Source organism: Rhodoferax sp. U2-2l, assembly GCF_020594515.1.
Lineage (GTDB): Bacteria > Pseudomonadota > Gammaproteobacteria > Burkholderiales > Burkholderiaceae_C > Rhodoferax.
The window spans coordinates 42778-68882 of sequence record NZ_JAJCTH010000013.1 but is presented as its reverse complement, the minus strand read 5'-3'; the positions used below and the strand labels follow the sequence as shown (position 1 = coordinate 68882).

The 26105-nt window shown below is 60.7% G+C and carries 24 protein-coding genes; 9 read left to right on the top strand and 15 right to left on the bottom strand.

The features are described 5' to 3' along the window. Nucleotides 1–20 precede the first annotated feature (20 nt). The 4 genes from LHU53_RS12790 to LHU53_RS12775 form a co-directional block, all read right to left on the bottom strand. A complete protein-coding gene (locus LHU53_RS12790; RefSeq protein ID WP_227333043.1) occupies nucleotides 21–653 on the bottom strand; it encodes a response regulator transcription factor in 633 nt (210 codons plus the stop codon). Then, nucleotides 650–3589, bottom strand: coding sequence for a PAS domain S-box protein (locus LHU53_RS12785; RefSeq protein WP_227333042.1), 2940 nt, complete (start codon nucleotides 3587–3589; stop codon nucleotides 650–652). The genes LHU53_RS12790 and LHU53_RS12785 overlap by 4 nt, the downstream gene beginning before the upstream one ends. Next, nucleotides 3586–4209, bottom strand: a complete 624-nt coding sequence (locus tag LHU53_RS12780) for a biliverdin-producing heme oxygenase (protein ID WP_227333041.1) — start codon at nucleotides 4207–4209, stop codon at nucleotides 3586–3588. Before LHU53_RS12780 ends, LHU53_RS12785 begins: the two co-directional genes overlap by 4 nt. 153 nt (nucleotides 4210–4362) lie before the next feature. Further along, nucleotides 4363–5358, bottom strand: coding sequence for a quinone oxidoreductase (locus LHU53_RS12775; protein ID WP_227333040.1), 996 nt, complete (start codon nucleotides 5356–5358; stop codon nucleotides 4363–4365). A gap of 167 nt (nucleotides 5359–5525) precedes the next feature. On the opposite strand from LHU53_RS12775, the gene LHU53_RS12770 reads away from it, so the two are divergent. Next, on the top strand, nucleotides 5526–6431 hold the full coding sequence (locus tag LHU53_RS12770) for a DMT family transporter (protein WP_227333039.1): 906 nt from the start codon (nucleotides 5526–5528) through the stop codon (nucleotides 6429–6431). Nucleotides 6432–6456: 25 nt separating this feature from the next. On the opposite strand, the gene LHU53_RS12765 is transcribed toward LHU53_RS12770, so the two are convergent. The 6 genes from LHU53_RS12765 to LHU53_RS12740 form a co-directional block, all read right to left on the bottom strand. Further along, the gene (locus LHU53_RS12765) at nucleotides 6457–7443 is read right to left on the bottom strand and encodes a Bug family tripartite tricarboxylate transporter substrate binding protein (RefSeq protein WP_227333038.1); all 987 of its coding nucleotides are present in this window, start codon (nucleotides 7441–7443) and stop codon (nucleotides 6457–6459) included. An 83-nt stretch (nucleotides 7444–7526) separates the two neighbouring features. Then, nucleotides 7527–8426, bottom strand: a complete 900-nt coding sequence (locus LHU53_RS12760) for a DMT family transporter (RefSeq protein ID WP_227333037.1) — start codon at nucleotides 8424–8426, stop codon at nucleotides 7527–7529. A 113-nt stretch (nucleotides 8427–8539) separates the two neighbouring features. Beyond that, on the bottom strand, nucleotides 8540–10051 hold the full coding sequence (locus tag LHU53_RS12755; RefSeq protein ID WP_227333036.1) for a tripartite tricarboxylate transporter permease: 1512 nt from the start codon (nucleotides 10049–10051) through the stop codon (nucleotides 8540–8542). Nucleotides 10052–10060: 9 nt separating this feature from the next. Then, the gene (locus LHU53_RS12750; RefSeq protein WP_227333035.1) at nucleotides 10061–10549 is read right to left on the bottom strand and encodes a tripartite tricarboxylate transporter TctB family protein; all 489 of its coding nucleotides are present in this window, start codon (nucleotides 10547–10549) and stop codon (nucleotides 10061–10063) included. Between the two features lie 22 nt (nucleotides 10550–10571). After that, nucleotides 10572–12359, bottom strand: a complete 1788-nt coding sequence (locus LHU53_RS12745; protein ID WP_227333034.1) for a GspE/PulE family protein — start codon at nucleotides 12357–12359, stop codon at nucleotides 10572–10574. Then, nucleotides 12356–13114, bottom strand: a complete 759-nt coding sequence (locus LHU53_RS12740) for a spermidine synthase (protein WP_227333110.1) — start codon at nucleotides 13112–13114, stop codon at nucleotides 12356–12358. Before LHU53_RS12740 ends, LHU53_RS12745 begins: the two co-directional genes overlap by 4 nt. 100 nt (nucleotides 13115–13214) lie before the next feature. On the opposite strand from LHU53_RS12740, the gene LHU53_RS12735 reads away from it, so the two are divergent. Further along, nucleotides 13215–14492 carry an O-acetylhomoserine aminocarboxypropyltransferase/cysteine synthase family protein gene (locus tag LHU53_RS12735; RefSeq protein WP_227333033.1) on the top strand — a complete coding sequence of 426 codons (1278 nt, stop codon included), beginning with the start codon at nucleotides 13215–13217 and terminating at the stop codon, nucleotides 14490–14492. A 37-nt stretch (nucleotides 14493–14529) separates the two neighbouring features. Here the strand turns inward: LHU53_RS12735 and LHU53_RS12730 are convergent, their stop codons facing one another. After that, nucleotides 14530–14817 carry a late competence development ComFB family protein gene (locus LHU53_RS12730; protein ID WP_227333032.1) on the bottom strand — a complete coding sequence of 96 codons (288 nt, stop codon included), beginning with the start codon at nucleotides 14815–14817 and terminating at the stop codon, nucleotides 14530–14532. A 259-nt stretch (nucleotides 14818–15076) separates the two neighbouring features. On the opposite strand from LHU53_RS12730, the gene LHU53_RS12725 reads away from it, so the two are divergent. The 7 genes from LHU53_RS12725 to LHU53_RS12695 all read left to right on the top strand — a co-directional run bounded on the left by LHU53_RS12725 (nucleotide 15077) and on the right by LHU53_RS12695 (nucleotide 21840). Then, complete coding sequence (locus LHU53_RS12725) at nucleotides 15077–15385, top strand: helix-turn-helix domain-containing protein (protein ID WP_227333031.1); 309 nt, start codon at nucleotides 15077–15079, stop codon at nucleotides 15383–15385. 47 nt (nucleotides 15386–15432) lie between these two features. Further along, nucleotides 15433–15783, top strand: a complete 351-nt coding sequence (locus tag LHU53_RS12720; RefSeq protein ID WP_227333030.1) for an FKBP-type peptidyl-prolyl cis-trans isomerase — start codon at nucleotides 15433–15435, stop codon at nucleotides 15781–15783. A gap of 176 nt (nucleotides 15784–15959) precedes the next feature. Next, nucleotides 15960–16541, top strand: coding sequence for a nucleotide exchange factor GrpE (gene grpE, locus LHU53_RS12715; protein WP_227333029.1), 582 nt, complete (start codon nucleotides 15960–15962; stop codon nucleotides 16539–16541). A 71-nt stretch (nucleotides 16542–16612) separates the two neighbouring features. Continuing rightward, a complete protein-coding gene (gene dnaK / locus LHU53_RS12710; protein ID WP_227333028.1) occupies nucleotides 16613–18562 on the top strand; it encodes a molecular chaperone DnaK in 1950 nt (649 codons plus the stop codon). A gap of 104 nt (nucleotides 18563–18666) precedes the next feature. After that, on the top strand, nucleotides 18667–19806 hold the full coding sequence (dnaJ, locus tag LHU53_RS12705; RefSeq protein ID WP_227333027.1) for a molecular chaperone DnaJ: 1140 nt from the start codon (nucleotides 18667–18669) through the stop codon (nucleotides 19804–19806). A gap of 180 nt (nucleotides 19807–19986) precedes the next feature. After that, complete coding sequence (locus LHU53_RS12700) at nucleotides 19987–21351, top strand: MBL fold metallo-hydrolase (protein WP_227333026.1); 1365 nt, start codon at nucleotides 19987–19989, stop codon at nucleotides 21349–21351. A gap of 63 nt (nucleotides 21352–21414) precedes the next feature. After that, nucleotides 21415–21840 (top strand): hypothetical protein, encoded by a 426-nt coding sequence (locus tag LHU53_RS12695; RefSeq protein WP_227333025.1) that lies wholly within the window; start codon nucleotides 21415–21417, stop codon nucleotides 21838–21840. Nucleotides 21841–21979: 139 nt separating this feature from the next. Here LHU53_RS12695 and LHU53_RS12690 read toward each other — a convergent pair whose 3' ends face one another. The 4 genes from LHU53_RS12690 to LHU53_RS12675 all read right to left on the bottom strand — a co-directional run bounded on the left by LHU53_RS12690 (nucleotide 21980) and on the right by LHU53_RS12675 (nucleotide 26095). Next, nucleotides 21980–22270, bottom strand: a complete 291-nt coding sequence (locus tag LHU53_RS12690; RefSeq protein ID WP_227333024.1) for a hypothetical protein — start codon at nucleotides 22268–22270, stop codon at nucleotides 21980–21982. 179 nt (nucleotides 22271–22449) lie between these two features. Next, a complete protein-coding gene (locus tag LHU53_RS12685) occupies nucleotides 22450–22794 on the bottom strand; it encodes a hypothetical protein (protein WP_227333023.1) in 345 nt (114 codons plus the stop codon). Nucleotides 22795–22869: 75 nt separating this feature from the next. Continuing rightward, nucleotides 22870–24624: a group II intron reverse transcriptase/maturase gene (gene ltrA, locus LHU53_RS12680; RefSeq protein WP_227333022.1), complete on the bottom strand. Its 1755-nt coding sequence runs from the start codon at nucleotides 24622–24624 to the stop codon at nucleotides 22870–22872. A 967-nt stretch (nucleotides 24625–25591) separates the two neighbouring features. Then, nucleotides 25592–26095: a GNAT family N-acetyltransferase gene (locus tag LHU53_RS12675; protein WP_227333021.1), complete on the bottom strand. Its 504-nt coding sequence runs from the start codon at nucleotides 26093–26095 to the stop codon at nucleotides 25592–25594. Between the last annotated feature and the right edge of the window lie 10 nt (nucleotides 26096–26105).

Here is a 26105-nt window from a genome sequence, read left to right as displayed (position 1 = left end):
GGGCGATAGGGTCTCACCAATTAGCTTACCAATCCGCGCTGCATGGCATAGCGCACAAGTTCTGCCAGGCTGGTGATGTTGAGCTTTTCCATCAACTTGGCCTTGTGGGTGCTGATGGTCTTGTTGCTGACGCAAAGTTGCGCCGCAATGTCGTTGACACTGCTGCCGGCCACCAGCAGGTTAAACACCTGCATCTCCCGGTCTGTCAGCGAAAAATGGGGCGCACTTTGGGGGTCGGGCGTCACTTCAAACACCATTTGCTCGGCCATGCCGGGCATGATGAACTTTTTGCCCGCTGCCACGGTGCGAATGGCCGGCAACAAAATGTTCAGGTCACAGTCTTTGGTGATGTAACCCGACGCCCCGGCTTTCAGGGCGCGCATGGCCACTGCGGGCTCGTTGTGCATGCTCAGCACCAGCAGCGGCAGGCCGGGCCACGAGACCCGGATGCGCTCAATCAATTCCGAGCCGCTGATGCCCGGCATGTCCAGGTCCATCAGCAACACGTCGGGCACCGATCGCGACAGAATCTCCAGCAGCTCGCTGCCGTTGGAGGCCTCGCCCACCACGTCAAAATCGTCCACCTGCTGAAAAATCTGCTTGAGCCCGCTGCGCACGATGGCATGGTCGTCGGTGATCAGGATCTGGATCATGCGCTGACCGCCTCCGACGGCGTGGTTTTGGGAATGGTCAAGCGAACGGTGGTGCCTTGTGCGGCACTGCTTTCGATGTCCAAGACGCCGCCCAGCGCAATGGCGCGCTCTCGCATGCCCAGCAGGCCGAACGATTTCAGCTCGCGGGCTTTTTCCACATCAAAGCCAATGCCGTTGTCATGAATTTCAACCACCAGTTCGTCCGTCACATCCAGCGTCACACCCACTTTGCTGGCTTTGGCGTGCCGGACGGTATTGGTCATGGACTCCTGGACGATGCGGTACACCACGATGGAGCGGGTCTCGTCCATGGCGATATCGAATGACGGCAAATCCAGATCAAACGTCAACCCGGCGCTTTTTGAAAACTCGTTGCAAAGCGATTCGAGCGCATGTTTGAGCCCCATGTCCAGCGCGGCAGGCCGCAGGAACAGCACCACATCGCGCACATTGCCAATGCCCCGGTCCAGCAAAGCCTTCATGTCGGCCACCACCTTGGGCAACGCGGGGTCCAGCGAACAAAAGCGCATCTCCATCAGCAGCAGGCTCATGCGCAGGCCGGTCAGCACCTGGCCCAGTTCGTCGTGGATCTCGCGCGCCACGCTTTTGCGCTCGCGCTCGCGGTTCAGTTCATTCTGGACCACCAGCTCGCGCAAGCGCTGGCGTGACACGCCGAGCTGAACTTCGGCACGGTGGATGGCCAACTCTTCCTCGGCCAGGATGCGTTCGGTGATGTCGATCAACATGCCGATGATCTCCTCGCCACCCGCCCTGAGCAGCCCGGCATGGAACGCATACCAGCCACATTCACCGTCCTTGCGCATCAGCTGCAATTCGGTGCGGAAGGTCTCGCCTTGCCGGATCACGGCATACACCTGCTCGCCCAGTTCGGCGAAGGCGGCGTCGTTGGGGTAACACTGGCGAATTTGCTGCCCGTTGAGCTCGCCTTCGGCATACCCCAGCATGCGGTTGAAGGCATGGTTGGACCAGAGAATTCTGCGGTCGAGAATTTTCACGATGCCGACCAGATCGCTGCTGAGAATGGAGGCCTGTTCTTCCAGCAGACGCGCGACCTGAATTTCGGCCAGCTTGCGTGAGGTGATGTCGTCGTGCGCCACCACCACGCCTTGCCCCGAGCCGATCAGCGGGTACACGTTCATGCGAAACCAGCGCTCCTTGTTGGCGGCATCGCCCCGGTAGTCCAGCGTGAAGTTGTCCAGCTCCTTGTTCAACACCGCCTCGATGCCGGCCCAGGCCGCCACCGCGTCGTCACCACTGGGGCGCCCCTCGGCAGCCGCACTCACATCCCGGTAACTCACCCCCAGCGAGGCACGCTCCATATCGGGTTCCTGGGCAAAGCGGTTCCAGGCTTCATTGACGGTGGAAATCACGCCTTTGTGATCGAGCACGGCAATGTGCGCGGGGATCGAATTCAGAATCGTCTGTGTGAAAGCATCACGCTCGCGCAACAACTCAATTTCGATCAACGACCCCAGCTCGGACGCCGAAGCCAGTTCCTCCGCAATCCACGGCAGGCTGGTGCCGCTGACCGTGGTCAGGTACAGGGCAAACGATTGCCGTGGCGACAAGCGGCCACTGGCATCGGCCACATGGGCTTTTTCCGGGTTGCCGCTCCAGCGCACCGTGTGGATTTGCTCCAGCCGAAACCAGAACATGCCGATTTCAGGCTTGCCAGGAACAGACACAAACAGCGCCCCGGCCACATCGCCATCGACTTGCTCCACCTGCAGATCCTTCTGGATCGAATGGGTGGAATAGAGCGCCGGGTTGCCGGGCTGTTCGCGGCGGCGCTGCTGGATTTGCTTGATCTGCTGGATGTTCGGGGTGCGCCCGATGACCTGAATGTCATCGTCAATCTGCAGCGCAAAACCGTCGGCGTTCACCACGGCCAGCAGCTCGCTGGAACGCCCCTGGCGCATCAGGATTCGGAAGTCAATCTGCCGGATCAGCTCCACCAGACGCCGCCGCCGCATCACCAGGTCAAGTTCCAGCTCCCGGCGCTGGCGAATCAATCTGCCTTGGATCAAGGACGCCAGGTCTTCGCAAAACCAGCCCAGGGTATCGCGCTCTGGTGCTGAAAAATACATGGGGCCATTCTTGTGCTGGCATGACAACAAGCCCCACAACACGCCCTCCACGACCAAGGAGCCGACCAGGGTGCTGCTGACGCCCATGTTCTCCAGATACTCAATGTGGATCGGTGACACGCTGCGCAAGCTGGAGCGACCCAGATCAATCGCCCGCCCGTCGCCGCGGGCGATCAGGGCTGAGGGCTGGTACGCGGCATCTGAAATCTGCCGTATTCGGCTGGACTTGAACAACTCGCGCGCCTGTGCCGGGATGTCAGAGGCCGGAAAGTGCAACCCGAGGTAGGGCTCAATGTTGTCGACACAGGCCTCGGCAATGACCTCGCCGTTCCAGTCTTTGTCGAACTGGTAGATCATGACCCGATCAAACCCGGTGATGTCCCGAACCAGGTTCGCCGCCGTGTGGATGATCTGCGTCAGGTCGGACAGGGTTCGCAAGTGGGCAATCGCCTGGCGGCACTGGTAGTGCATTTGCTCGGGCACGCTACCGTCGCGGGGAGGCTCCATGTCGATCAGCCACTGGCCGCTGGTATTGCGGTGCGAGCGGGCCGTCCAGGCTTGCCCATTGATCGGCAGGGGGACCAGCGGCCAAAGCGCGTCGCCTTGGTCGGTCAGAAGCGCCGCCACAGCCGGGGCGGCGAGAAACTCGGTAACCGGTTGGCCCAGCATGGCCGCAGGCGATGTGCCCAGAATCGACTGGCAGGACTCACTGGCGGCTTCCACCCGCCCGCTCCGCGCGTCCAGCACCAGCAAGGCGCCATGCGGCTGAACCGCGCCCGGAAACCGGATCGGCTCGTCCTCACAATTGAAAATATCAACGCTACTCATGCGGGCTCACAGACAGACACATCAGCACCCAGCTGCTTCAGGCAGGCATCCAGGTGGCACGTGATGGCATCAAACACGCCGATGGCGGTGACCACTGCGGTGTCCAGCACCTCGGGCGTGGCCTGCTCGTCGGCAAACTGCAGGAACTCCGCCCATTTTTGCGCTGCCGTGCTGCCGTAGACGCTGAAATGAGCGGTCGGCAAGGGCGCAATCGGCAAGGCTTGCAGCAGCCGCGCAATCATCAGGCCGCCTTGCGTGGCGCCTTCCATCACATACAGCACGCCGATCAGGCCGCCGACGTTCTGCGGCACCGGGAAATCTGCGGCCAAGCCCAGGGGCTGGCGCCCCAGTGCGGCCAGGTCAGCCTCCAGCGCCCAGACCTTGAGGCGGGCCTGATAGTCAAAAGGCTGCGGATGCTGGGCCAGAAACGCCAGAATGCCAACTTCGGCGGCTTGCCCAATGCCATGCAGGGCCGCCAAAGCGTTGCCATATTGCGCCAGCGTCAAGTCCGGGCGCAACAACGGCGCCAGCAGCGGGTGATGGTCGAGCACGTGATGCGGCCGCTTCGTCGCCTGGCGAAGCTGACGATGCAGGGCGGAGTCAGAGGGAACAGGGGTCATGCCGGGTGGTCTCTTTTGTGGTTCCAACAACGTCTGGTTGTGTTGATCTTAGCGAGGTGACGCAAGCAGATGCTGGGCTTGTCAAAACTGAGGGCATCCCACCAACGGACTGGCGCGTGATCAAGCACCGGCCAGGTCCATCACCCACCCTGGCTACAGCGTCAACACCGTGCAGCCGGTGGTCTTGCGCGCCTCCAGGTCACGGTGCGCCTGCTGCACGTCTTCCAACCGGTAACGCTGGTCGATGTGGATCTTGACCTGGCCGCTGGTCACGGCGGCAAACAGATCATCCGCCATCAACTGGGTGGCCTCACGGGTGGCGATGTGGGTGAACAGCGTTTGCCGCGTCACATACAGCGAGCCCTTGGGGCCGAGGATGCCGGGCGCAAAGGGCGCCACCGGGCCGGAAGCGTTGCCAAAACTGGCCATCAGGCCAAAGGGGGCCAGGCAGTCCAGCGACTTGTCCCAGGTGTCCTTGCCCACCGAGTCGTAAACCACCTTGACACCCTGGCCAGCGGTAATCTCCTTGACCCGCACGAGGAAGTCTTCTTTCGCGTAATTGATCGCAAACTCAGCGCCATTGGCCAGCGCCAGCGCACATTTCGACTCGGAGCCCGCGGTGCCGATCAGGCGCAGCCCCATGGCCTTGGCCCATTGGCAGGCGATCAGGCCCACCCCACCGGCTGCGGCATGGAACAACACAAAATCACCCGGCTGCAGGCCGCCTTGGGGTTGGGTGCGTTTGAGCAGGTATTGCGCGGTGAGGCCCTTGAGCATCATCGCCGCGCCGGTCTCGAAAGAGATGGTATCGGGCAGCTGGCAGACGGTTTTGGCGGGCATCACGCGCAGATCGCAATAACTGCCGGGTGGCGTGCTGGCATAGGCGGCGCGGTCGCCCACCCGCAGATGCGTGACACCCTCCCCCACGGCCTCGACCACACCCGCTGCTTCCATGCCCACACGGGCGGGCATGGGCATCGGGTACAGGCCGGTGCGGTGGTAAACGTCGATGAAGTTCAGGCCCACCGCGTGGTGGCGGATGCGGATCTCACCCGGGCCGGGCTCGCCCACCGTCACCTGCACCAGTTTGAGTTGATCGGGGCCGCCGTGCTGGTCAATCTGGATGGCGCGTGAAGTGTGGCTGGTCATGCAAAGTCTCCGCAAGAAAGGAGCCGGGATATTGCCATGATTTCAGCGACAGCGTTTTTGCTGCGAGAATCGAATTTACTTCCCTTCAGTCGCATGTTCTGTTCCCCTTGCTTCCTGTTTTTTCGAGCTGCCCCAGCATCTGACGCGCTGGTGCGCGCGCCAAACGCATGAGCCAAGCCAGGGTGACGCCCTCGGCAGTTTTTCTGCTGACGCTGCCCCCCGTGCTGTGGGCCTGCAACGCGGTGCTGGGCCGGGTGATTGCCGACATGGCCTCGCCCATGACGCTGAACCTGGTGCGCTGGTGCATGGCGTTTGTGCTGCTGCTGCCGCTGGCCGCACCCGTGCTGCACCGCAGCAGCGCGCTGTGGCCCAACTGGCGGCGTTTCATGGCCTTGTCGCTGCTGAGCATTGGTGGCTACAACGCGCTGCTGTACCTGGCGCTGAACACCTCCACCCCCATCAACGTGACGCTGGTCGGCGCCAGCACGCCGGTGTGGATGCTGCTGATCGGGCGGCTGTTTTTTGCCAAGGCCATCAGCAGACGCCAGTGGCTGGGCGCTGCTTTGTCGATCAGCGGGGTGATGCTGGTGCTGAGCCGCGGACAACTCGACACCTTGCTGCAGGTGCGGCTGGTGCCCGGTGACTTTTACATCCTGCTGGCGTCTGCCGCCTGGGCCTATTACAGCTGGATGCTGGTGCACCCCACCTCGGAACCCAGCAGCCTGCGCACCAACTGGTCCGCGTTTTTGATGGCCCAGATTTCACTGGGTCTGATCTGGTCAGGGCTGTTTGCCGGGGCGGAATGGGCCCTGGGTTTTGGCCGGTTTGTACCCAGCTGGCAGCTGGCTGGCATTCTGCTATTTATCGCGATTGGCCCGGCCTTGCTGGCCTACCGGGCCTGGGGCGCCGGGGTGGCACGCACCGGGCCGTCAGTGGCGGGATTTTTCATCAACCTGACACCGCTGTTCACCGCCGTGCTATCCGGCCTGTTTCTGGGTGAGGTGCCGCACCTGTACCACGGGCTGGCGTTTGCGCTGATTGTGGGCGGGATCGTCGTGTCGTCACGGCGCTGAAACCGCCCCACGTGGCGGATGCCAGTTACTGGGCCTTGAACCCGCTGTCCTTGATGATGCGCGCCCAGGTTGTCGCGTAGGCCAGTTCCCGGCTGGCCAGTTGCGCCGAGGTCATGTAACCCACGGTCAGACCCATCGTGGTCAAACGCTCGCGAACGTCGGGCATCGCCACCACCTTGGCCACCGCGCCCGAGAGTTTCTCGATCACCGCGGGTGATGTGCCTTTGGGGGCGAAGATGCCGTAATACGGCACGTCTTCAAAACCAGCCAGACCCAGTTCAGCAAAGGTTGGCACCTCCGGCAAGGCGGCTTGGCGCACACCACCCAGCACCGCCACCACACGGATCTTGCCGGCCTTCTGGCTCTCGATGAAATCAGGCACCGAACCGACACCGGCGTTGATCTGGTTACCCAGCATGTCGGCCATCATCGGCGCGCTACCACGGTAGGGCGCGGCCTGCAAATCCAACTGGTACTTCTGGCCAATCACCTTGACCAGAAACTCGGGCACCGATGCCGGTGCGGGCACACCCACTGTGCCCAGCCCGGCGCCCTGCTTCTGCACAAAACTCACGTACTCGGCCATGCTTTTGGCCGGTGTGCCACCTGACACCGCCAGCGCGTTGACAAACGTGGCGAATCCGGCCACCGCGACAAAGTCTTTGTGCGGCTCGAAACCAGGGTTTTTGACCACCAGCGGCAAGATCGAGATGGTGTGGTCGTGTGACAAAAACAGCGTGTTGCCGTCGGGTGCGGCAGCTTTGAGCGCCTGGGCCGCGATCTGGCCACCGGCACCAGCCTTGTTGTCGACCACCACCGACACACCCAGCTGGTCTTTGAGCTTGTCAGCCAGGATGCGGGCGATGGCATCGGTACCGCCACCGGGCGGGAAACCGACCATCAGCTTGACCGGACCACTCTGCGCCTGCGCCAGCCCGGCGGCCAACAACGAGCTGACCACCAGCGCTTGTGTGAATTGACGAACCCGGCCAAGCAAACCATGCTGAAACATCTGCAACTCCTGAAAAAAAAACAAAAGAGGTACACCAACACCACAAGCAGGTTTCCTGCCAGCTGCGTGCCAATGCAGCGCCGTCAACGGTGGCGCATGAACACAAAAATTCCCAAGATCACCAGCAGCGTCCCCGCAGCCACCCAACCCGTGAACGGCTCACCCAGCACCAGCGCGCCCATCACAATGGTCGACATCGGGCCGACCATGCCGGTCTGTGCCGCCAGCGAGGCACCAATGCGCTCGATGGCCATCATCACCATCAGCACCGGTGCGGCGGTACACAGTGTGGCGTTGACGATGGACAGCCAGATCACCTCGGGCGCCACCACCGCTGCGCTCAAAGGCCGCAACAACACAAACTGCAGGATACACAGCCCGCACGCCACCAGCGTGGCCAGGCCCACCAGGCGCAGCGACCCCAGCCGCTTGACCAGCTCGCCGCTAAAGCTCAAATACAGCGCATAACTCACCGCGCTGCCAAACACCAGCGCCGCACCCAGCGCCGCGTTCGTGCCCGCCAAACTGATCTCGTGCCCAAACACCAGCAACACGCCGAGGTAACTGATGCCCATGCCCAGCGCCTGAAACCGTGTGATGTGGCGCTGGTACAGCACCAGCCCGAGGATCAGCACCAGCGTCGGGTTCAGATACAGGATCAGGCGTTCCAGCGACGCGCTGATGTAGGCCAGCCCGGCAAAGTCCAGAAAACTCGCCAGGTAGTAGCCACTAAAACCCAGCCCCAGCACGCCCAGCCAGTGGCGCCGGGTGAGCGCGGGTTGGCCCCGGCTGGACCACCAGGCCATCACCGCAAAAATGGGCAACGCAAACAACATGCGGTACATGATCAGCGTGACCGCATCAACCCCGTAGCGGTACGCCAGCTTCACGATGATTGCCTTGCCGCTGAAGGCAATCGCCCCCAGCGTGGCCAGCACCAGGCCACTGACCAGATTTTTATGTGCGACCTGCCCTTTAGGCATAAAGGACAAAAGCCGATGGTTTCGCTGTCATGGCGGACTCGATCCGCCATCCACGACGTCCGAAGGCATGGATGCCGGGTCGTCGCCCGGCATGACACTTCTGCTCATTCACGTCAGTCTTCCTCAAAAGCTTCTTCGCGCTGGCGCTTGATGGCGGGCAGCAATACCACCAGCAGCATGGCCGCAGCCGCCGCCAGCAGCACGGCAGACAAGGGCCGGGTCACCAGCACGCTCCAGTCACCGCGCGACAGCAGCAGCGCGCGGCGCAGGTTTTCTTCCATCATCGGGCCCAGAATGAAGCCCAGCAGCAGCGGCGCGGGCTCCAGCCCAAGCTTGATGAAGACATAACCGATGACGCCAAACAGCCCGACCATCCAGATGTCCCAGGTGTTGTTGTTGGTGCTGTAAACACCAATCGCGCAAAACAGCACGATCGCTGGAAACAGCCAGCGGTAGGGCACGCTCAGCAGCTTGATCCACAGCCCGATCAGCGGCAGGTTCAGCACCACCAGCATGGCGTTGCCAATCCACATCGACGCGATCAGACCCCAGAACAGCTCGGGGTTGCTGCTCATCACCTGCGGGCCGGGCTGGATGTTGTGGATGGTCATGGCGCCCACCATCAGCGCCATCACCGCATTGGGCGGGATGCCCAAGGTGAGCAGCGGGATGAACGAGGTTTGCGAGCCCGCGTTGTTGGCCGACTCGGGCGCGGCCACACCACGGATATTGCCTTCGCCAAACGGCACTTCGCCAGGATGCAATTGGGTCTTCTTCTCGACGCTGTAGGCGGCAAAGGCTGCCAGCAAGGCACCGCCACCCGGCAAAATGCCCAACACCGAGCCGATGCCGGTGCCGCGCAACACCGCCGGCAGCATGCGTTTAAAGTCTTCGCGGGTGGGCATCAGACCCTGCACCTTGGCGGTGAACACCTCCCGGTGCGCCACTTTCACCGACAAATTCGAGATGATCTCGGCGTAACCAAAAACGCCCATGGCAATCACGATGAAACCAATGCCGTCGGTCAGCTCCGGGATGTCAAAGGCAAAACGGGCCACGCCCGAATTCACATCGGTACCCACCAGGCCCAGCAGCAAACCCAGCACAATCATCGCCACCGCTTTCAGCAACGAGCCCGAGGCCAGCACCACCGCCCCAATCAGCCCCAGCACCATCAGCGAAAAATACTCGGCCGGGCCGAACTTGAACGCCACCTCGGTCAGCGGCGCCGCAAAGGCCGCCAGAATCAGCGTGCCGACACAGCCCGCAAAGAATGAGCCCAACCCGGCAGCAGCCAAGGCGGGCCCGGCGCGGCCCTTGCGCGCCATCTGGTAGCCGTCAATCACCGTCACCACCGAACTCGCTTCGCCCGGCAGATTCACCAAAATGGCCGTGGTGCTCCCCCCGTACTGCGCGCCGTAATAAATACCTGCCAGCATGATCAGCGCCGACACCGGTGGCAGCGCGTAGGTGGCGGGCAGCAGCATGGCAATGGTGGCGACCGGGCCAATGCCGGGCAACACCCCGATCAGCGTGCCCAGCAGGCAGCCGACAAAGGCGTACAGCAGGTTGATCGGGGTGGCAGCCACAGCAAACCCCATCGACAAATTGGTCAGCAGATCCATACTCGCCGCCTACCCTGCCCCAAACGCGGGCCACACGGCAAACTGCAAATTCAGCAGCAGCACAAAGGCCAGGTAGCAGCCCACCGCCAGCACGGTCGCCAGGAAAAGGCTTTCCTTCAGGCTGAACCGTTCACCGGCCATCCCTGCGACCACCGTCACGCCATAAATCGCCACCATGAAGCCCATGGCCGGCCAACCCATCGACGGCAGCCCGCCCAACAACACACCAAACAGCAGGTTGCCAGCCACGATGAAAAACAGCGGCTTCCAGGCCCAGGGCCCCATCACCTGGCGCAGCGCCGGATCCCGCCGGGCACCGAGTACGGCGATGATCAGCCCCAGCACCGCCAACAGCACCCCCAGCACCAGCGGAATATAACCCGGCCCCATGCGGGCGCTGGTGCCCACCGTGTAGCTGGTCGCGCCCCAGGCAAACGCCGAACCGACCGCAGCCAGCAACGCACCGGCGTAAACATCCTTGTCCTGTGGCGCCCGCATGCAATCCGTTCCAGTTGAGAGGTCAGTGCTCTGACGCCGGCGTGCTGGCCAGCACTTCTTCCAGCACCGTCAGGCCCTCGGCCACCCGCAAGGCGCCGGCCAGGCGCAGCGGACGCATGCCGTCGGTGATCGCCTGGCGCTTAAGGGCCGCGGCATCGGGCTCGCGGGTGATCTGCGCCTTGAAGGCCTCGGACACCACCAACAACTCGTACAGCCCCATGCGCCCGCGAAAACCGGTCATGCGGCAATCGACACAACCCACCGGCTTGAACGGTTTGTAGCTGCCGCTGAGCTGCCAGGGCTTGACCGCCTGCTCCAGCGTCTCACGCGAAGCTGCCGCGTCAGGCGCCTTGCACAGCGGGCATAAGGTGCGCACCAGCCGCTGCGCCAGCACGCCCAGCAGCGTGGCGTTGATCAGATAGGCGGGCACGCCAAGTTCCATCATCCGGGTGATGGCGCTGGGCGCGTCATTGGTATGCAGGGTGCTGAACACCAAGTGCCCGGTCAGCGCCGCCTGCACTGCCATCTCGGCGGTGGCCTGGTCGCGGATTTCACCGACCATGATGATGTCGGGGTCTTGCCGCATCAGGGCGCGCAGGCCTTCGGGGAAGCCAAAGTCCAGCTGCGTCTGCACCTGGGTCTGGTTGAAAGACGCCTCGATCATCTCGATCGGGTCTTCCACCGTGCTCACGTTCACCTCTTCGGTGGCCACCCGCTTCAGAGTGGAATACAGCGTGGTGGTTTTGCCCGAACCGGTGGGACCGGTCACCAAAATGATGCCGTTGGGGCGCTTGACCAGTGCCTCCCAGCGCTCGGCGTCGTGTTTGGAAAAACCCAGCGCGTCCAGCTCCTTGACCGTGGTTTCGGGGTCAAAAATCCGCATCACCATCTTTTCGCCAAAGGCGGTCGGCAGGGTCGAAATCCGCATCTCGACCTCGGCGCCGCCTGGGTTGCGCGTCTTGATACGGCCATCCTGCGGGCGGCGCTTTTCCACCACGTCCATGCGGCTGAGCAGCTTGATGCGCGCGGTCATGGCGGTGAGCACGCCCATCGGCATCTGGTAGACCGGGTGCAACACGCCGTCGATCCGGAAGCGGATCACACCCTGCTCGCGCCGCGGCTCCAGGTGGATGTCGCTGGCGCGCTGGTCAAACGCGTATTGCCACAACCAGTCCACCACCTGCACCACACTCTGGTCGTTGGCATCGAGCTGTTTGTTGGTTTTGCCAAGTTCCACCAGTTGCTCAAAACTGGAGCCTGCGTTGCTGCCCGCCTTGGCCGCTGCCCGCACCGACTTGGCCAGCGCAAAAAACTCCACCGTGTAGCGGTGGATGTCCTGCGGATTCGCCACCACGCGGCGCACGCTGCGGCGCGACTGGCGTTCCACCTCGCCGACCCAGTCCATCAAGTACGGCTCCGCCGTGGCGACCACAATCTCATGGGTCGTGACCTGCACCGGCAGAATCTTGTGCCGCTCGGCGTAGGCCGGGCTCATGGTGTCAGCCACCTTGCCCACATCCACCTTGAGCGGGTCAATGCGCAAATACGCCAGCTTCACATGCCCGGCCAGCCATTGGGTCAGCAACTCCAGGTCCATCGGTTTGTCATCCACCGCCCGGCGCACCGCCACACTGGCCAGGCGCAACAGCGGGTGCTGCGCGCTCTCAGCCTGCGCACAGCGGGTGTGGATGCGCTGCGCCTCTTGGGCGGTGATGGTGCCGTCCGCGCGCATCCACTGCACCAGACTGCGCCAGTCCAGCGGGCCGGTGTGGGGCTCGGTGCGGTGTTTGGTGGGTGTCGCGGGCGTCATGGCAGCATCGGTTTGAAGACCCGCACCCATTTGGTGGCGGGCAAGCCCCAGCGGGCCTCAATCTGGTCAGCCCGCGCCATCAACACCTCGCGCCGGGGGCGGCTGGGCGTGTGCTGGGCCAGCACCACCGTGTTGCCCTCACGGGTGGGTTTGAAGGCCCAGATGGCTTCCTTGCCAAAGGCTGCCGACATTTTTTCAACGCTGCGCTCAAAGCTCGACGCGCGGCCAAACAGGTTCACCGTCATGCAGCCACCAGGGGTCAACAGACGACGGCAATGGTTGTAAAACGGCAGGCTGTCGAGCACGGGTGCGGCGGCTTCGCGGTCATAAAGATCCACTTGCAATGCATCCACCGTGCCCCACCAGGTGGGGTTGAGGATTTCCTGCGCCGCATCGGCCAGCACCACGCGCATCGTCGTGTTGTCAGCAGGCAGCTTGAAATGGCTGCGGCACATCGCCAGCACCTGCGGGTTGAGTTCAATGGCCGTGGTCTGGATCCGCAACTCTTTGGCACAGAACTTGGTGAGTGAACCGGCACCCAGGCCGAGTTGCATCGCCTGGCAGTCTTTCACCGAATCGGGCTCGACAAACAGCAGCCAGGCCATCATGCGCTGCACATACTCATGCACCAGACCGATGCTGTCTTCCAGGTACATCGATCCCTGAATCCACTCGCTGCCCAGATGCAGATGCCGAATGGTGTCGTCGTCGGAAAAATTGACTTCCGGAAGGTGGGGGCTGCGTTTTTTCAAGATGGCCAATTATCCCCAATCGCCCAACCGGCTTGCCAACCTGGGCCGGCCCCCGCGTTGACAGCGTCTAAGATGCAGCCCTTTGACAAGAAAGGGCCCCTTGATGAAGCTTGAAACCCTGGCCGTGCACGCAGGCTACACCCCCGACCCGACCACCCGCGCCGCGGCCGTGCCGATTTACCAGACGGTGGCTTACGCCTTTGACGACACCCAGCACGGCGCCGACCTGTTTGACCTGAAGGTGGCCGGCAACATCTACAGCCGCATCATGAACCCTACCTGCGGCGTGCTTGAGGCCCGTGTGGCTGCCTTGGAGGGCGGCGTGGGGGCACTGGCGGTGGCCTCGGGCATGTCAGCCATCAGTTACGCGATCCAGACCATCGCCGAAGCCGGAGACAACATCGTGTCGGCCTCCACCTTGTACGGCGGCACCTACAACCTGTTTGCGCATACCTTTCCGCAAATCGGCCTTCAGGTGCGTTTTGCCGACTACCGCGACCCGGCCTCGTTTGCCGCGCTGATTGATGACCGGACCAAGGCCATTTATTGCGAGTCCATCGGCAACCCGCTGGGCAATGTCACCGATCTGGCGGCCTTGGCCGAGGTAGCGCATGCCCACGGCATCCCGCTGATTGTCGACAACACGGTGCCCAGTCCGGCCCTGTGCCGCCCGTTCGAACACGGTGCCGACATCGTGGTGCACTCGGTCACCAAGTACCTGGGTGGCCACGGCACCACCATTGGCGGCGTGATTGTGGACTCCGGCAAGTTCCCCTGGGCACAACACGCCAAACGCTTCAAGCGCCTGAACGAGCCGGATGTGAGCTACCACGGCGTGGTCTACACCGAAGCCTTTGGCCCGGCCGCCTACATTGGCCGGGCCCGGGTGGTGCCACTGCGCAACATGGGCGCAGCCCTCAGCGCCACAGCAGCCTTCCAACTCTTGCAAGGTATCGAAACCCTGGCCTTGCGCATGGACCGCATCTGCGACAACGCTTCGAGCGTCGCCAGCTACCTGCAAGCGCACGACAAGGTGAGCTGGGTCAACTACGCCGGCCTGGCCGACCACCCGGACCACGCGCTGGTTCAAAAATACATGGGCGGGCGCGCCTCGGGCATCATCAGCTTTGGCCTGAAAGCAGCCGACAGTCTGGAAGCTGGCGCACGTTTCCAGGACGCCTTGCAGCTGTTTACCCGGCTGGTGAATATTGGCGACGCCAAGTCGCTGGCCTGCCACCCCGCCTCCACCACACACCGCCAGCTCAACGCTGAGGAACAGGCCAAAGCCGGTGTCAAACCCGACATGGTGCGCTTGTCATTGGGCATCGAACACATCGACGACCTGACAGCCGACCTGGAGCAAGCCCTGGCCGCTGTCTGACGGCTGTCACAACAACGTCGAAAGAGCAGACGCGGCGTTACACAGCGCCCGTCTGCCGGGCGGCGCGCTCGCCGACAAAGCCAAAGGCAAAGTCCAGCGCGTCCTGCAACGAGTTCTCCATGGCGTGACGTTCTGACTCGGTCAGGTAAAACATCATGTCCACATCATGGCGCAGGTAGCGCGCGGGCAGACGATTGAGCGCCACACAGGCCACATCGGCCAGCATATCGGCACTGTACGCAGGGTACGAGCCGGACATTTTGGCCACCGCCTCAAACACAACCCGCTCAAAATAGTTGTGAACCTGTTCAAAGTTGATGATCATAAATAGGGTGTTGAAAGGTGGTTGACCCATCCAGGCTAGCCCGCTTGGGACCCGGACCATGCGGGTGACATTGCTTTTCAACTGTACATGAATTTTGCCGGGCCAACTGATGCTCGCAAGCTACAAAACATGTAGCAATTTGCCAATTTGCGATATAGTGACGGTCTTTGAGGCCGATGCGGCGGGTCGTCTTGTGGGATCGCGGACTCAACCACGCTGACACATTCGGCAGGAATTCAATGCCTTAAGGAGAAGCACCATGAGTACAAAAGAAAATGCCACTGGCCAGCTGCTGAGTTTGCTTGAGTCACGGTATGCGATCCGCGTGCTGTGGGCGCTCAAGGACGGTCACCCCCAAACCTTCCGTTTGTTGCAGGACAGTGTTGGTGGCATCACCCCCAACACCTTGAACACCCGCATCAAGGAAATGCGCGAAGCCGGTCTGATGGACCATGGCAGCAGTGGCTACCTGGTGACACCACTCGGTGCGGACCTGCTCAAGCGCATGGGTGACCTGTCAGCCTTCGCCACCAAATGGGTGGCCGCTCAGGCCAAGAAACAAGCCTGACCCCCTGCGTTCTATCCCTTTCATCCTCTTATATTGACCCAACTCCCATGATCACTACCCCCTCAGGACTCCAATACGAAGACAACACGGTCGGCATCGGCGATGTCGCCACCGAAGGCCAACGTGTCACGGTGCACTACACCGGCTGGCTGTTCATGGACGGCGTGCAAGGTGCCAAATTTGACTCCAGCAAGGACCGGGGGACACCTTTCGTCTTCAACCTGGGCGCAGGCGCTGTCATCCGCGGCTGGGACGAAGGTGTGGCCGGCATGCAGATCGGTGGCACCCGCACACTGATCATCCCCCCCGGCCTGGGTTATGGCGCCCGCGGTGCCGGTGGCGTGATTCCCCCTCAGGCCACGCTCAAATTTGTTGTGGAGCTGCTAAAGCTGTCCTGACCGACTGGATTCGCTATGGCTCGGGCACCTGTCGCAGGTGCCCGTTTCGTTTGTGTCAGTCCCGCCATCTTTCTGCCCGGCCCAGGCAACCCGAAAAATTTTTTGCGTGTTGCTCTTGAAAAGAGGCGCATCGCCGCCAACTCACAACATCGTTATTTCAAAACCCGCCTCACCGCATGTCTGACGCAACACCCCAACCTACCCCTGCGGACACGTCCGCCACCCCGGCTCCTGCCGTTGATTCACAAGCAAGCCAGGACACCGCCGCGGCCATGGCCAATTACGAGTCCGAGGCCCTGGCCAAATGCCAGGCTGAGCTGACCGAATTACAAGCCAAGAGCGCCGAACTGGCTGACCAGTACCTGCGCGCCAAGGCGGACGTGGAAAACGCCCGCCGCCGTGCTGAGGACGAAGTTTCCAAAGCGCGCAAGTTCGCCCTGGAAGGATTTGCCGACAGCCTGCTGCCCGTGGTGGACAGCCTGGAAGCCGGTCTGGCCATCAAGGACGCCAAGGTAGAACAAATCCGCGAAGGCTCACAAGCCACCCTGCGCCAACTGCTGGCTGCGCTGGAACGCAACAAGGTCATCGTGGTCGACCCGGCGATCGGCGCCAAGTTTGACCCGCACCAACACCAGGCCATCAGCGTGGTGCCTTCCGAGCAGGAAGCCAACACCGTGGTCACCGTGCTGCAAAAAGGTTACCTGATCTCGGAGCGCGTTTTGCGCCCGGCACTGGTGACCGTGGCAGCCGCCAAATAAACCAATTTTCCAGCTTGAAATCTTTCAGGCTGTCTTCAAGTTACCAACATCTGACTATTTAGGAGTTCACCATGGGAAGAATCATCGGGATCGATCTGGGCACCACCAACAGCTGCGTCGCCATCATGGAAGGCAACACACCCAAAGTGATTGAAAACGCCGAAGGCGCGCGCACCACACCGTCCATCATTGCTTACCAGGAAGACGGCGAAGTGCTGGTCGGCGCCTCGGCCAAGCGCCAGGCGGTGACCAACCCGAAGAACACGCTGTACGCCGTCAAACGCTTGATTGGCCGCAAGTTCTCTGAGAAAGAAGTGCAAAAAGACATCGACCTGATGCCCTACACCATTGCGGCCGCCGACAACGGTGACGCCTGGGTGGAAGTGCGTGGCAACCGCCTGGCACCGCAGCAGATCAGCGCCGACGTTCTGCGCAAGATGAAAAAAACCGCCGAAGACTACCTGGGTGAAGCGGTGACTGAAGCGGTGATCACCGTGCCGGCTTACTTCAACGACGCCCAGCGCCAAGCCACCAAAGACGCCGGGCGCATTGCCGGCCTGGAAGTCAAGCGCATCATCAACGAGCCGACAGCTGCCGCGCTGGCTTACGGCATGGACAAAAACGAAAAGGGCGACCGCAAAATTGCCGTGTATGACCTCGGCGGCGGTACGTTTGACGTGTCCATCATCGAAATCGCGGACGTTGACGGCGAAAAGCAGTTTGAAGTGCTCTCCACCAACGGCGACACCTTCCTGGGTGGCGAAGACTTCGACCAACGCATCATTGACTACATCATTGCCGAGTTCAAGAAAGAACAAGGCGTGGACCTGGGCAAGGACGTGCTGGCCCTGCAGCGCCTGAAAGAAGCCGCTGAAAAGGCCAAGATCGAACTCTCCAGCAGCGCCCAGACCGACATCAACCTGCCGTATGTGACGGCTGATGCCTCTGGCCCGAAGCACCTGAACGTCAAGCTGACCCGCGCCAAGCTGGAATCGCTGGTGGAAGAGTTGGTCGAACGCACCATTGCCCCCTGCCGCACCGCCATGAAAGACGCTGGCGTGAGTGCCAGCGACATCCATGACGTGATTTTGGTCGGCGGCATGACCCGCATGCCCAAGGTGCAGGAAAAGGTCAAGGAGCTGTTTGGCAAAGAGCCACGCAAAGACGTGAACCCCGACGAAGCCGTGGCCGTGGGTGCTGCCATTCAGGGCCAGGTGTTGTCGGGTGACCGTACCGACGTGCTGTTGCTGGACGTGACACCTTTGAGCCTGGGTATTGAAACCCTGGGCGGTGTCATGACCAAGATGATCACCAAAAACACCACCATTCCGACCAAGTTTGCGCAAACCTTCTCGACCGCTGACGACAACCAACCCGCGGTGACCATCAAGGTGTTCCAAGGCGAACGCGAAATTGCCGCTGGCAACAAGTTGCTGGGTGAGTTCAATCTGGAAGGCATTCCGCCCTCACCGCGTGGCTTGCCGCAGATTGAAGTGTCGTTTGACATCGACGCCAACGGCATCCTGCATGTGGGCGCCAAGGACAAGGGCACCGGCAAGGAAAACAAGATCACCATCAAGGCCAACTCCGGCCTGTCTGAAGCCGAGATTCAGCAGATGGTGAAAGACGCCGAGCTCAACGCCGCAGACGACAAGAAAAAGCTCGAACTGGTGCAAGCCCGCAACACGGCTGAAGCCAGCATGCACAGCGTGAAGAAGAGTCTGACCGAGTACGGCGACAAGATCGACGCGTCTGAAAAAGAGAAGATCGAAGCCGCCATGAAAGAGCTGGAAGACGCGCTCAAAGGCGACAACAAGGCATCCATTGAAGAAAAGAGCACGGCCCTGATGACGGTGAGCCAGAAGCTCGGCGAAAAGATGTACGCCGACATGCAGGCCAAGGAAGCGGCAGCGGCCCAGCCTGAAGCGGCGGCTGGCCAATCCGCCGGTCCGCAAGGCGGCAGTGCTGCGCAAGACGACAATGTGGTCGATGCAGAAGTGAAAGAAGTCAAGAAGCCCTAAGCGCTTGAGCCTTTCCACTCCTTTTTGCAAAGGCAACACGCGCCGCGTTGATCACCGCAAGGGTTCAACGCGGCGTTTGTATTGAAACCAGGCACGAGTAGACCATGTCAAAACGAGATTACTACGAGGTTCTGGGCGTTCCCAAAAACGCTTCGGATGAAGAGATCAAAAAAGCCTATCGCAAACACGCGATGAAGCACCACCCTGACCGTAACCAGGGTGACTCTGCCAAAGTGGCCGAGGAAAAATTCAAGGAATCCAAAGAAGCCTACGAAATGCTGTCGGACCCGCAAAAACGTGCGGCTTACGACCAGCACGGTTTTGCCGGGGTGGACCCGAACATGCGCGGCGGCCCAGGCGGCGCCGAAGCCTACGGCGGTTTCGCCGAGGCGTTTGGTGACATTTTTGGTGACATGTTTGGCCAGCAACGCGGTGGGCGCGCCGGTGGTGGCCGCCAGGTCTACCGTGGCAGCGACCTGAGCTACGCCATGGAGGTCACGCTGGAAGAGGCCGCCAAAGGCAAAGACGCGCAGATTCGCATTCCCAGCTGGGACAACTGTGACAGCTGCCACGGCAGCGGGGCCAAGCCCGGCACCCAGGTCAAATCGTGTGGCACTTGCAGCGGCACCGGGTCGGTACAGATGCGCCAGGGCTTCTTCAGCGTGCAGCAAACCTGCCCGACCTGTCGCGGCACCGGCAAGGTCATCCCCGAGCCGTGCCCGGCCTGCCACGGCCAAGGCAAGATCAAGAAGCAAAAAACCCTGGAGGTCAAAATCCCGGCCGGTATCGACGGCGGCATGCGCATTCGCAGTGCCGGCAATGGCGAACCTGGCACCAACGGCGGCCCACCCGGTGACCTGTACATCGAGATTCGCCTCAAGAAACACGATATTTTCGAGCGCGACGGCGACGATTTGCACTGCTCGGTGCCGATCAGCATCGTGACCGCCACGCTGGGTGGCGAAATTGATGTGCCGACCCTGGCTGGCAAGGCCGCCATCGACATCCCCGAAGGCACCCAGACTGGCAAACAGTTCCGTCTGCGCGGCAAGGGCATCAAGGGCGTGCGCTCCAGTTACCCGGGTGATTTGTATTGCCACATCATGATCGAAACACCGGTCAAGCTGACCGAGCACCAGCGCAAGCTGCTGCGCGAACTCGACGAGTCGCTGAAAAAAGGCGGCAGCAAACACTCTCCCAGCGGGGACAGCTGGACGGACCGGTTGAAGAGTTTTTTTAGCTGAACGGTAAGGCCCCCACGGTTGCCCACTGCGTGTGGCGCCCTGCCCCCGGAGGGGGCCGCGTTTTGCCTTGGGGCGGCCCGGCGGCAAAACAATGCCCCCGCGCTTGATTTAGGGGCTATCCAAGTGATGCCATCAGGTTTATAAAGAACCTGGTGGCATTTTCTTTTTGGGAGCTTTGCAATGAGCGTCAACATCACTTTTCTGGGCGGCGCAGGCACCGTGACCGGGTCCAAATACCTGGTGCGCCATGACGGCAAATGTCTGCTGGTGGACTGCGGGCTGTTTCAGGGCTACAAACAATTGCGCCTGCGCAACTGGGCGCCGTTGCCGGTGGCACCCGACCAGATTGACGCGGTGCTGCTGACCCACGCGCATCTGGACCACAGCGGTTACTTGCCGCTGCTGGTGAAAGAAGGGTTTGTCGGGCCTATTTTCGCCACCCCTGGCACGCGGGATCTGTGCAAGATCTTGCTGCCCGACAGCGGTCACATCCAAGAAGAAGACGCCGAGTTTGCCAACCGGCACAAGCTCTCCAAACACGAGATCGCCCTGCCCCTGTACACCCGGCAAGACGCGCTGGACGCCCTGCCCCACATCAAGACCCATGAGTTTGGCAAGGCCTTTCACCCGATGCCGGGCTGGAAAGCGACGTTTTCACCGGCAGGCCATATTCTGGGCGCGGCCAGCCTGCTGCTGGAGGTCGCCGGGCGGCGGATTTTGTTCTCGGGCGATTTGGGCCGCCCGGATGACCTGATCATGAGCCCGCCGGACGATGCGCCGCAGGCCGACACGGTGCTGATCGAGTCCACCTACGGCGACCGCACCCACCCGGTCGAGGACGTGCTGGCCGAACTGGCCCCGGCGCTGCAGCGTGTCGCCAAACGCGGCGGCGTGGCGGTGGTGCCCGTTTTTGCGGTGGGCCGCGCGCAGGCTTTGTTGCATGCCATCCATTTGCTCAAACTCAAAGGCGATTTGCCAAGCTCGCTGCCGGTGTTTCTGGACAGCCCGATGGCCGTGCACACCACCCATTTGTTTGAAGCCCACCTGGGTGAACACCGCCTGAGCCACCAGGACGCACGGGCGTTGACCCGCAGCGCCACCATGATCAACAGCACCGACGAGTCACGCGCGTTGGCCAGCCGCCACGGACCCATGGTGATCCTCTCAGCCAGCGGCATGGCCACTGGTGGACGCGTCTTGCACCACCTTGCGCATTACGCAGGCAACCACCGCAACATGATCATCCTGACCGGCTACCAGGCACCGGGCACCCGTGGCGCCAGCTTTGCCAGCGGGGCCAAGACCGTGCGCATCCACGGCCGGGATGTGGAGGTCAACGCCGAAGTGGTGCAACTGCAATCAGCGTCAGCCCACGCAGATGCCAACCAACTGCTAACCTGGCTGCGCACCATGCCCAAGGCGCCTGATCAGGTCTACGTGGTGCACGGCGAGGCAGGTCCGGCAGACACCTTGCGGGGTCGCATCAAACGGGAACTGGGCTGGCGGGCCATGGTGCCTGAGGCGGGATCCATCTGGCCAACATGATTCTTGGCATGCTGATGTGCTCTGTCTGCAGATGACCATCCCCATAGGGCATAACCACCCGAGATGACCAGAGTTCAGTGGTTCTGGAAGATGTCGTTCTGGACGCTGGTCATGGCCACGCTGTGGTTGTCACTGGTTCCGGTGCATCACATTCCTTCCGCGTTCAGTTTTTGGGACAAGGCACAACACGCACTGGGTTTTACCGGCTTGGCGTTCCTGGGCCTGATGGCCTACCCGGGGCGTCTTGCGCGAACCTTGTCCAGCTTGATGCTACTGGGCGCCGGCATTGAGCTTGTACAGGCGTTGACGGGTTGGCGGAAGGTGACTGGCAGGACTGGGTGGCGGACTGTGCGGGGCTGGTCGTGGGGCGTGCTGGCTGGCATTTGGCGGCGACCCGCAAAAATGAACGCTCATGATCCGGTGCTGAGGCGCTCAGGAACTCAAACACCGAAGAATAGTCAGCAGATCATGGCGCTGTGGTTTTGGTGACTGGCGCTACAGGCCGGATCGGGAAGGCAATCGATCTGGATGCTGTGGTGGCGGTCGCGTTGGTTGCAAAGTCAGCAGGTATGACAAGCGTGTGGGGGTCGTCAGCGCCCTGGGCGCCGCCGCCAACCAGGGAAACCCATCAGACAGGGAGTGTGTACACCGCCGCAGAGGCGCGCTCATCGGGGCTCAGCGCTGCCAGAGAGCCATCCCATTGCGTGCCCAAGGCTCCGGTAACAGGTGTCAACCCGGCGATCATCGAACTGACTTCTTCCACTGCTGCATCCATCTCGGCGACCATCTCGTGTGTCGCCAAAAACAGCCGTGCAATCTTCAGGCCTGCCGATTCAATGACAACGAGATACCGCACCGGCATGCGATGAAGTACTTTGGTGTGGTCCTTAGGGGATTCCATTCCGTATGTTTGACTCATCTGGAAATGCTACTACCAATCCGGGATTGAGGGTGAGACTCAGGGTAGCGTGCCGTCGATTTTTGCCGCTTCCTGCATTTTTGAGCGCCATGTTGACGCCTCCCGACTGTCAGCCTCTCAAACACCCCTGCCGGCGTTCCCACAGGGTTATCGATCTCGCCAAGTCCGGGTCGCCATTTTTAAACCTTGGGCTGATCACTGTGCGGCACCTCGTAGCCGTCTGCCACATAGGCCGGGCCTTTCATCAGCCAGACAATGATGCAGCCGATGCCCACCGTGAGGACAGCCGTCCAGACAAAAACAGCGACACCCACCATGAAAAAATCAAAGGTCTGGATGTGGCGCTCAATGTCTGACGCACTTCCCGCAACAAAAAGAAAACGCGCCAGCCAGGCAGCAAGCGCTGGCAATACCGTGCCAGCCAGCAGGATCCGGGGCAACAAACGCAGCACACGCCACTCGACCCCGTAAGGTGTTTGCTGGAAGCCCGGCAGTTTCTTGAGCCATGTGGAGGGTAGGGACATGATCTTTCGATCATATCCCCCCCATCAAACCGTGCTTGCGACTTTCACCGCACACGGCTCACGTACGACCACCGACTATTCAGCTTCAACGGGTTGCATAACCCTCGACCGCTTCGTCAGATTCAAGTCCCCCGTGCTGGGGACCGGCTTGGTAACCTCCAAACCCAGGGCGTGGACACGCCTGTGACAGATCGGATGCAGCAACACCCGATTGGAGAGAGCGTCGCTCCCTCCTAGCTGCCGATAGACGATATGGTGGTCGTCCATGTTTTCCTCAGCTATGTCTATTTCTTGTTGACAGAGAGCGCACTTACCATTCTGCTCAAGCCACATTTGCGATCTTTGGGTAATCCAGATGGTGCTACCCATCCTTTGCACCCGCAGTTTTTCGCCATACTCAACCCAATCGGGATGGAAGGGGTTGTAGTCCCCCTTGACCTTGATGTGTCGGACAATTTTCATGTCTGCCAGGGAATACAGCGGAAGCGGTATTCTTTCATCACCCCCGAATGGATCGTCTTGTAGACCAGCGAACCGTTTGCGAGAGCCACACTGTTTCCAGTAATGTTCATACACCCAGCCCGCAGTCTTGCGAGGATGCCGCCGTAGCCCCCACCGCATCAACCTCCAGTAAATTAGGTGGTCAACTTTGGTAAAGGTCTGTTTTGCGACTACCCCTCTGTGGTACATAGCCCAACCTTTCAGGACTGGGCTAAGGCGCTTTATCAAAATTTCTGTTGGTTTCGACAGCGACTCGGCAATGATATCTTTCGCCTTCCCGTATAACGCTTGCACGTTCTTCCGGTTCGGCTTTATGAGCAGCTTGCCCCCGTATTTGCGGAAATTCCACCCTAGAAAATCAAAGCCTTGATCAATATGCACGATCCGCGTTTTCTCCTTGGACAACGTCAAACCCCGCTCGCGCAAGAATTCGACTATCCACGGTTGAACGATGGTTTCCAGTAACTCCTTCGAGCTGCCAGACACCACAAAATCGTCTGCATACCTGACCAGATTTACCTTACTCTGCGTTGCCTTTTTGGTCCCCAACTTTTCCCGCAGGAATTGCATGAGTCCCGTCTCTAGCCCGTTGAGAGTAATGTTCGCCAATGTCGGCGATATGATGCCGCCCTGTGGTGTGCCATCAATCGTGCTTAGGAGTTGACCCGCGTCAACCACTCCACCTTTCAACCATTTGTGAAGCGTCACGCGGTCCATGCGGACGTTGTTTAGCAGCCAGTCATGATTGATGTTATCGAAGAACCCTTTGATATCCGCGTCCAGCACCCAGCCAGCCGAAGCCTTCTGGGATAAGGTCGCGAATAGCTGACTCCGCGCATCGTGCGTTGAACGCCCTTTCCTAAAGCCGTAGCTATTCGGATCGGACGCACACTCCACAGCTGGTTCCAGCGCAAGCAGAAAAAGCGCTTGCATCGCTCTATCGCGCATGGTCGGGATGCCCAACGGCCTTTCCTTTCCATTCGCTTTGGGAATATAGACCCGCCTTAACGGCAGAGCCTTGTAACCCTTCGGGTTCAGCTTCGATATCGCATTCCATTTCTTTGTTGTCGTGTCCCAAAGTTCGTGATCGACGCCACTCGATCTCTTCCCCCGGTTCTCAGTCACTTTCCTGACCGCCCATGCCCGGGCCTGCCAGGATCGGATTAGGCTCCTTGTGAGTTTTGCAACCCGACGGAAATCCTTTTCCCTTTCTGCCTTCGCGATTTGCATCTGCACTTTTCCGACAAATTTCATGATCACCTTCCAATCGATGGAGGTCCAATCACTCGGTTTGCCTGGAGATGCAGCACCATTACTGATGTTTTCCATACCTTCTCCAGTTTGGCTTGACCCAGTGGAGATGGCACTCCCCGAAGGGTAAGTACCCTCCGGGTCGTGGTTTGAAGTTCAGACAACCATCACGTTGTCGCACCTGAAGCAAGTCAGCTCGCTTTCGCTTAGGCATCACCTATCCGACCCATTACAGACCGGCATTCGCTTTTTGCTTCTTCCTCTGCCCCCTCCACCATGGCCTTCGATTGCTCTTGGGTTGCCCGCTCCTTTCGGGGCGGGCGGTGAGTGGGGTTTACCTCGTTTCTCTCCATGCCCTATCCGGTGGCAAACCAGACAGACGGGGTTAGGGACTCTCTATCCGCCGGGAGTCAACAGGGAACGATGCGTCGTTCATGACAGCCGCATCCAGACTCCACGCCTTTTGGCCACAGCTCCACCCCTAGGGGCGAAACAAGCGTTAGCTGTTTAATGGTCACGACGGTTAAAACGAGAGTTCACATTACATTTCCCATACCCTTTACCTCAGCGATCTTTCCGTTTCTTGCTCACGGAATTGGGACAAGTTCGCACTTGTCTTGTGTGCTTGCGCACGGGTCGTTTAACTGTAGCTCTGCACCCCCCAATTACTCGGGACGCACATACAGTTGAGGTCACACGGTTCCACGTGTGGTTTCTAGGAAACAAGACACAGAGAGCGGTTAACGCTCCATTCAGCCAGCACCCCTTGACACATTTGTAACAAGATGTAACAAAGCCTTTCCTTGCGGAAATATGTCTCTTTAAAGCTACAAATACCACCCTGGGGGTGAGTATTTACCTTTACCGCGTCCCTGGGGGTTGCGGATGAAGTAGCCAAATCGAGCCATTTGGCTACTACAGGGTGAACCTCATTTCAGAGGCAGAATGAGCCTCTTTTCAGAGGGAAACATTCCTGTTTAAGTCCGTCACATGGACGGAAGGAAGCGACATCGAGTCGCACCATGAAACCATTGTAGGCAGGAAGTCAAAGCCACTTCTGCATGAACAGCGCGTGGCCCATGCTGGGCTCCAACTGGTAGTTGTCAAAACCGATACGGCGGTAGAGACGCGCCGCCGGTGCATTGCCGGACAATACTTCCAGTGTCAGCTTGCAGGCCCCCCGGTCACGCGCCAGCTGCTCCACCAGCGCCAGCATCTGCTCGCCAATGCGCTGGCCGCGATGGGTGGAAGCCACCACCACGTCATGGATGTTCACCAGAGGTCGGCAGGCGAAGGTGGAAAACCCCTCCACACAGTTGACCAGGCCCACCGGCAAACCGCCTTGAGCCTCATCGAACGCCAGCACGCTGAACATGAAGGGGCGCGACTGCAATGCGCTCGCCAGGTTGGACTTGGTGAAATCTGACAGCGGCTCGGCGCCACCCTCACTTTCACTGGCGTATGCGTCAAGCAAATCAATCAGGGCGCGCATGTGCACCGGGTCGGTGTACTCAACGCGGCACAGGCGCAAGGAAACGTTTGGGGTCATCAAAAAGACT

Bases quoted from the DNA above. Each gene is read 5' to 3' on its own strand.
- LHU53_RS12790 (WP_227333043.1), bottom strand. From the start codon at position 653: ATGATCCAGATCCTGATCACCGACGACCATGCCATCGTGCGCAGCGGG.
- LHU53_RS12785 (WP_227333042.1), bottom strand. From the start codon at position 3,589: ATGAGTAGCGTTGATATTTTCAATTGTGAGGACGAGCCGATCCGGTTT.
- LHU53_RS12780 (WP_227333041.1), bottom strand. From the start codon at position 4,209: ATGACCCCTGTTCCCTCTGACTCCGCCCTGCATCGTCAGCTTCGCCAG.
- LHU53_RS12775 (WP_227333040.1), bottom strand. From the start codon at position 5,358: ATGACCAGCCACACTTCACGCGCCATCCAGATTGACCAGCACGGCGGC.
- LHU53_RS12770 (WP_227333039.1), top strand. From the start codon at position 5,526: ATGAGCCAAGCCAGGGTGACGCCCTCGGCAGTTTTTCTGCTGACGCTG.
- LHU53_RS12765 (WP_227333038.1), bottom strand. From the start codon at position 7,443: ATGTTTCAGCATGGTTTGCTTGGCCGGGTTCGTCAATTCACACAAGCG.
- LHU53_RS12760 (WP_227333037.1), bottom strand. From the start codon at position 8,426: ATGCCTAAAGGGCAGGTCGCACATAAAAATCTGGTCAGTGGCCTGGTG.
- LHU53_RS12755 (WP_227333036.1), bottom strand. From the start codon at position 10,051: ATGGATCTGCTGACCAATTTGTCGATGGGGTTTGCTGTGGCTGCCACC.
- LHU53_RS12750 (WP_227333035.1), bottom strand. From the start codon at position 10,549: ATGCGGGCGCCACAGGACAAGGATGTTTACGCCGGTGCGTTGCTGGCT.
- LHU53_RS12745 (WP_227333034.1), bottom strand. From the start codon at position 12,359: ATGACGCCCGCGACACCCACCAAACACCGCACCGAGCCCCACACCGGC.
- LHU53_RS12735 (WP_227333033.1), top strand. From the start codon at position 13,215: ATGAAGCTTGAAACCCTGGCCGTGCACGCAGGCTACACCCCCGACCCG.
- LHU53_RS12730 (WP_227333032.1), bottom strand. From the start codon at position 14,817: ATGATCATCAACTTTGAACAGGTTCACAACTATTTTGAGCGGGTTGTG.
- LHU53_RS12725 (WP_227333031.1), top strand. From the start codon at position 15,077: ATGAGTACAAAAGAAAATGCCACTGGCCAGCTGCTGAGTTTGCTTGAG.
- LHU53_RS12720 (WP_227333030.1), top strand. From the start codon at position 15,433: ATGATCACTACCCCCTCAGGACTCCAATACGAAGACAACACGGTCGGC.
- grpE (WP_227333029.1), top strand. From the start codon at position 15,960: ATGTCTGACGCAACACCCCAACCTACCCCTGCGGACACGTCCGCCACC.
- dnaK (WP_227333028.1), top strand. From the start codon at position 16,613: ATGGGAAGAATCATCGGGATCGATCTGGGCACCACCAACAGCTGCGTC.
- dnaJ (WP_227333027.1), top strand. From the start codon at position 18,667: ATGTCAAAACGAGATTACTACGAGGTTCTGGGCGTTCCCAAAAACGCT.
- LHU53_RS12700 (WP_227333026.1), top strand. From the start codon at position 19,987: ATGAGCGTCAACATCACTTTTCTGGGCGGCGCAGGCACCGTGACCGGG.
- LHU53_RS12695 (WP_227333025.1), top strand. From the start codon at position 21,415: ATGACCAGAGTTCAGTGGTTCTGGAAGATGTCGTTCTGGACGCTGGTC.
- LHU53_RS12690 (WP_227333024.1), bottom strand. From the start codon at position 22,270: ATGAGTCAAACATACGGAATGGAATCCCCTAAGGACCACACCAAAGTA.
- LHU53_RS12685 (WP_227333023.1), bottom strand. From the start codon at position 22,794: ATGTCCCTACCCTCCACATGGCTCAAGAAACTGCCGGGCTTCCAGCAA.
- ltrA (WP_227333022.1), bottom strand. From the start codon at position 24,624: ATGGAAAACATCAGTAATGGTGCTGCATCTCCAGGCAAACCGAGTGAT.
- LHU53_RS12675 (WP_227333021.1), bottom strand. From the start codon at position 26,095: ATGACCCCAAACGTTTCCTTGCGCCTGTGCCGCGTTGAGTACACCGAC.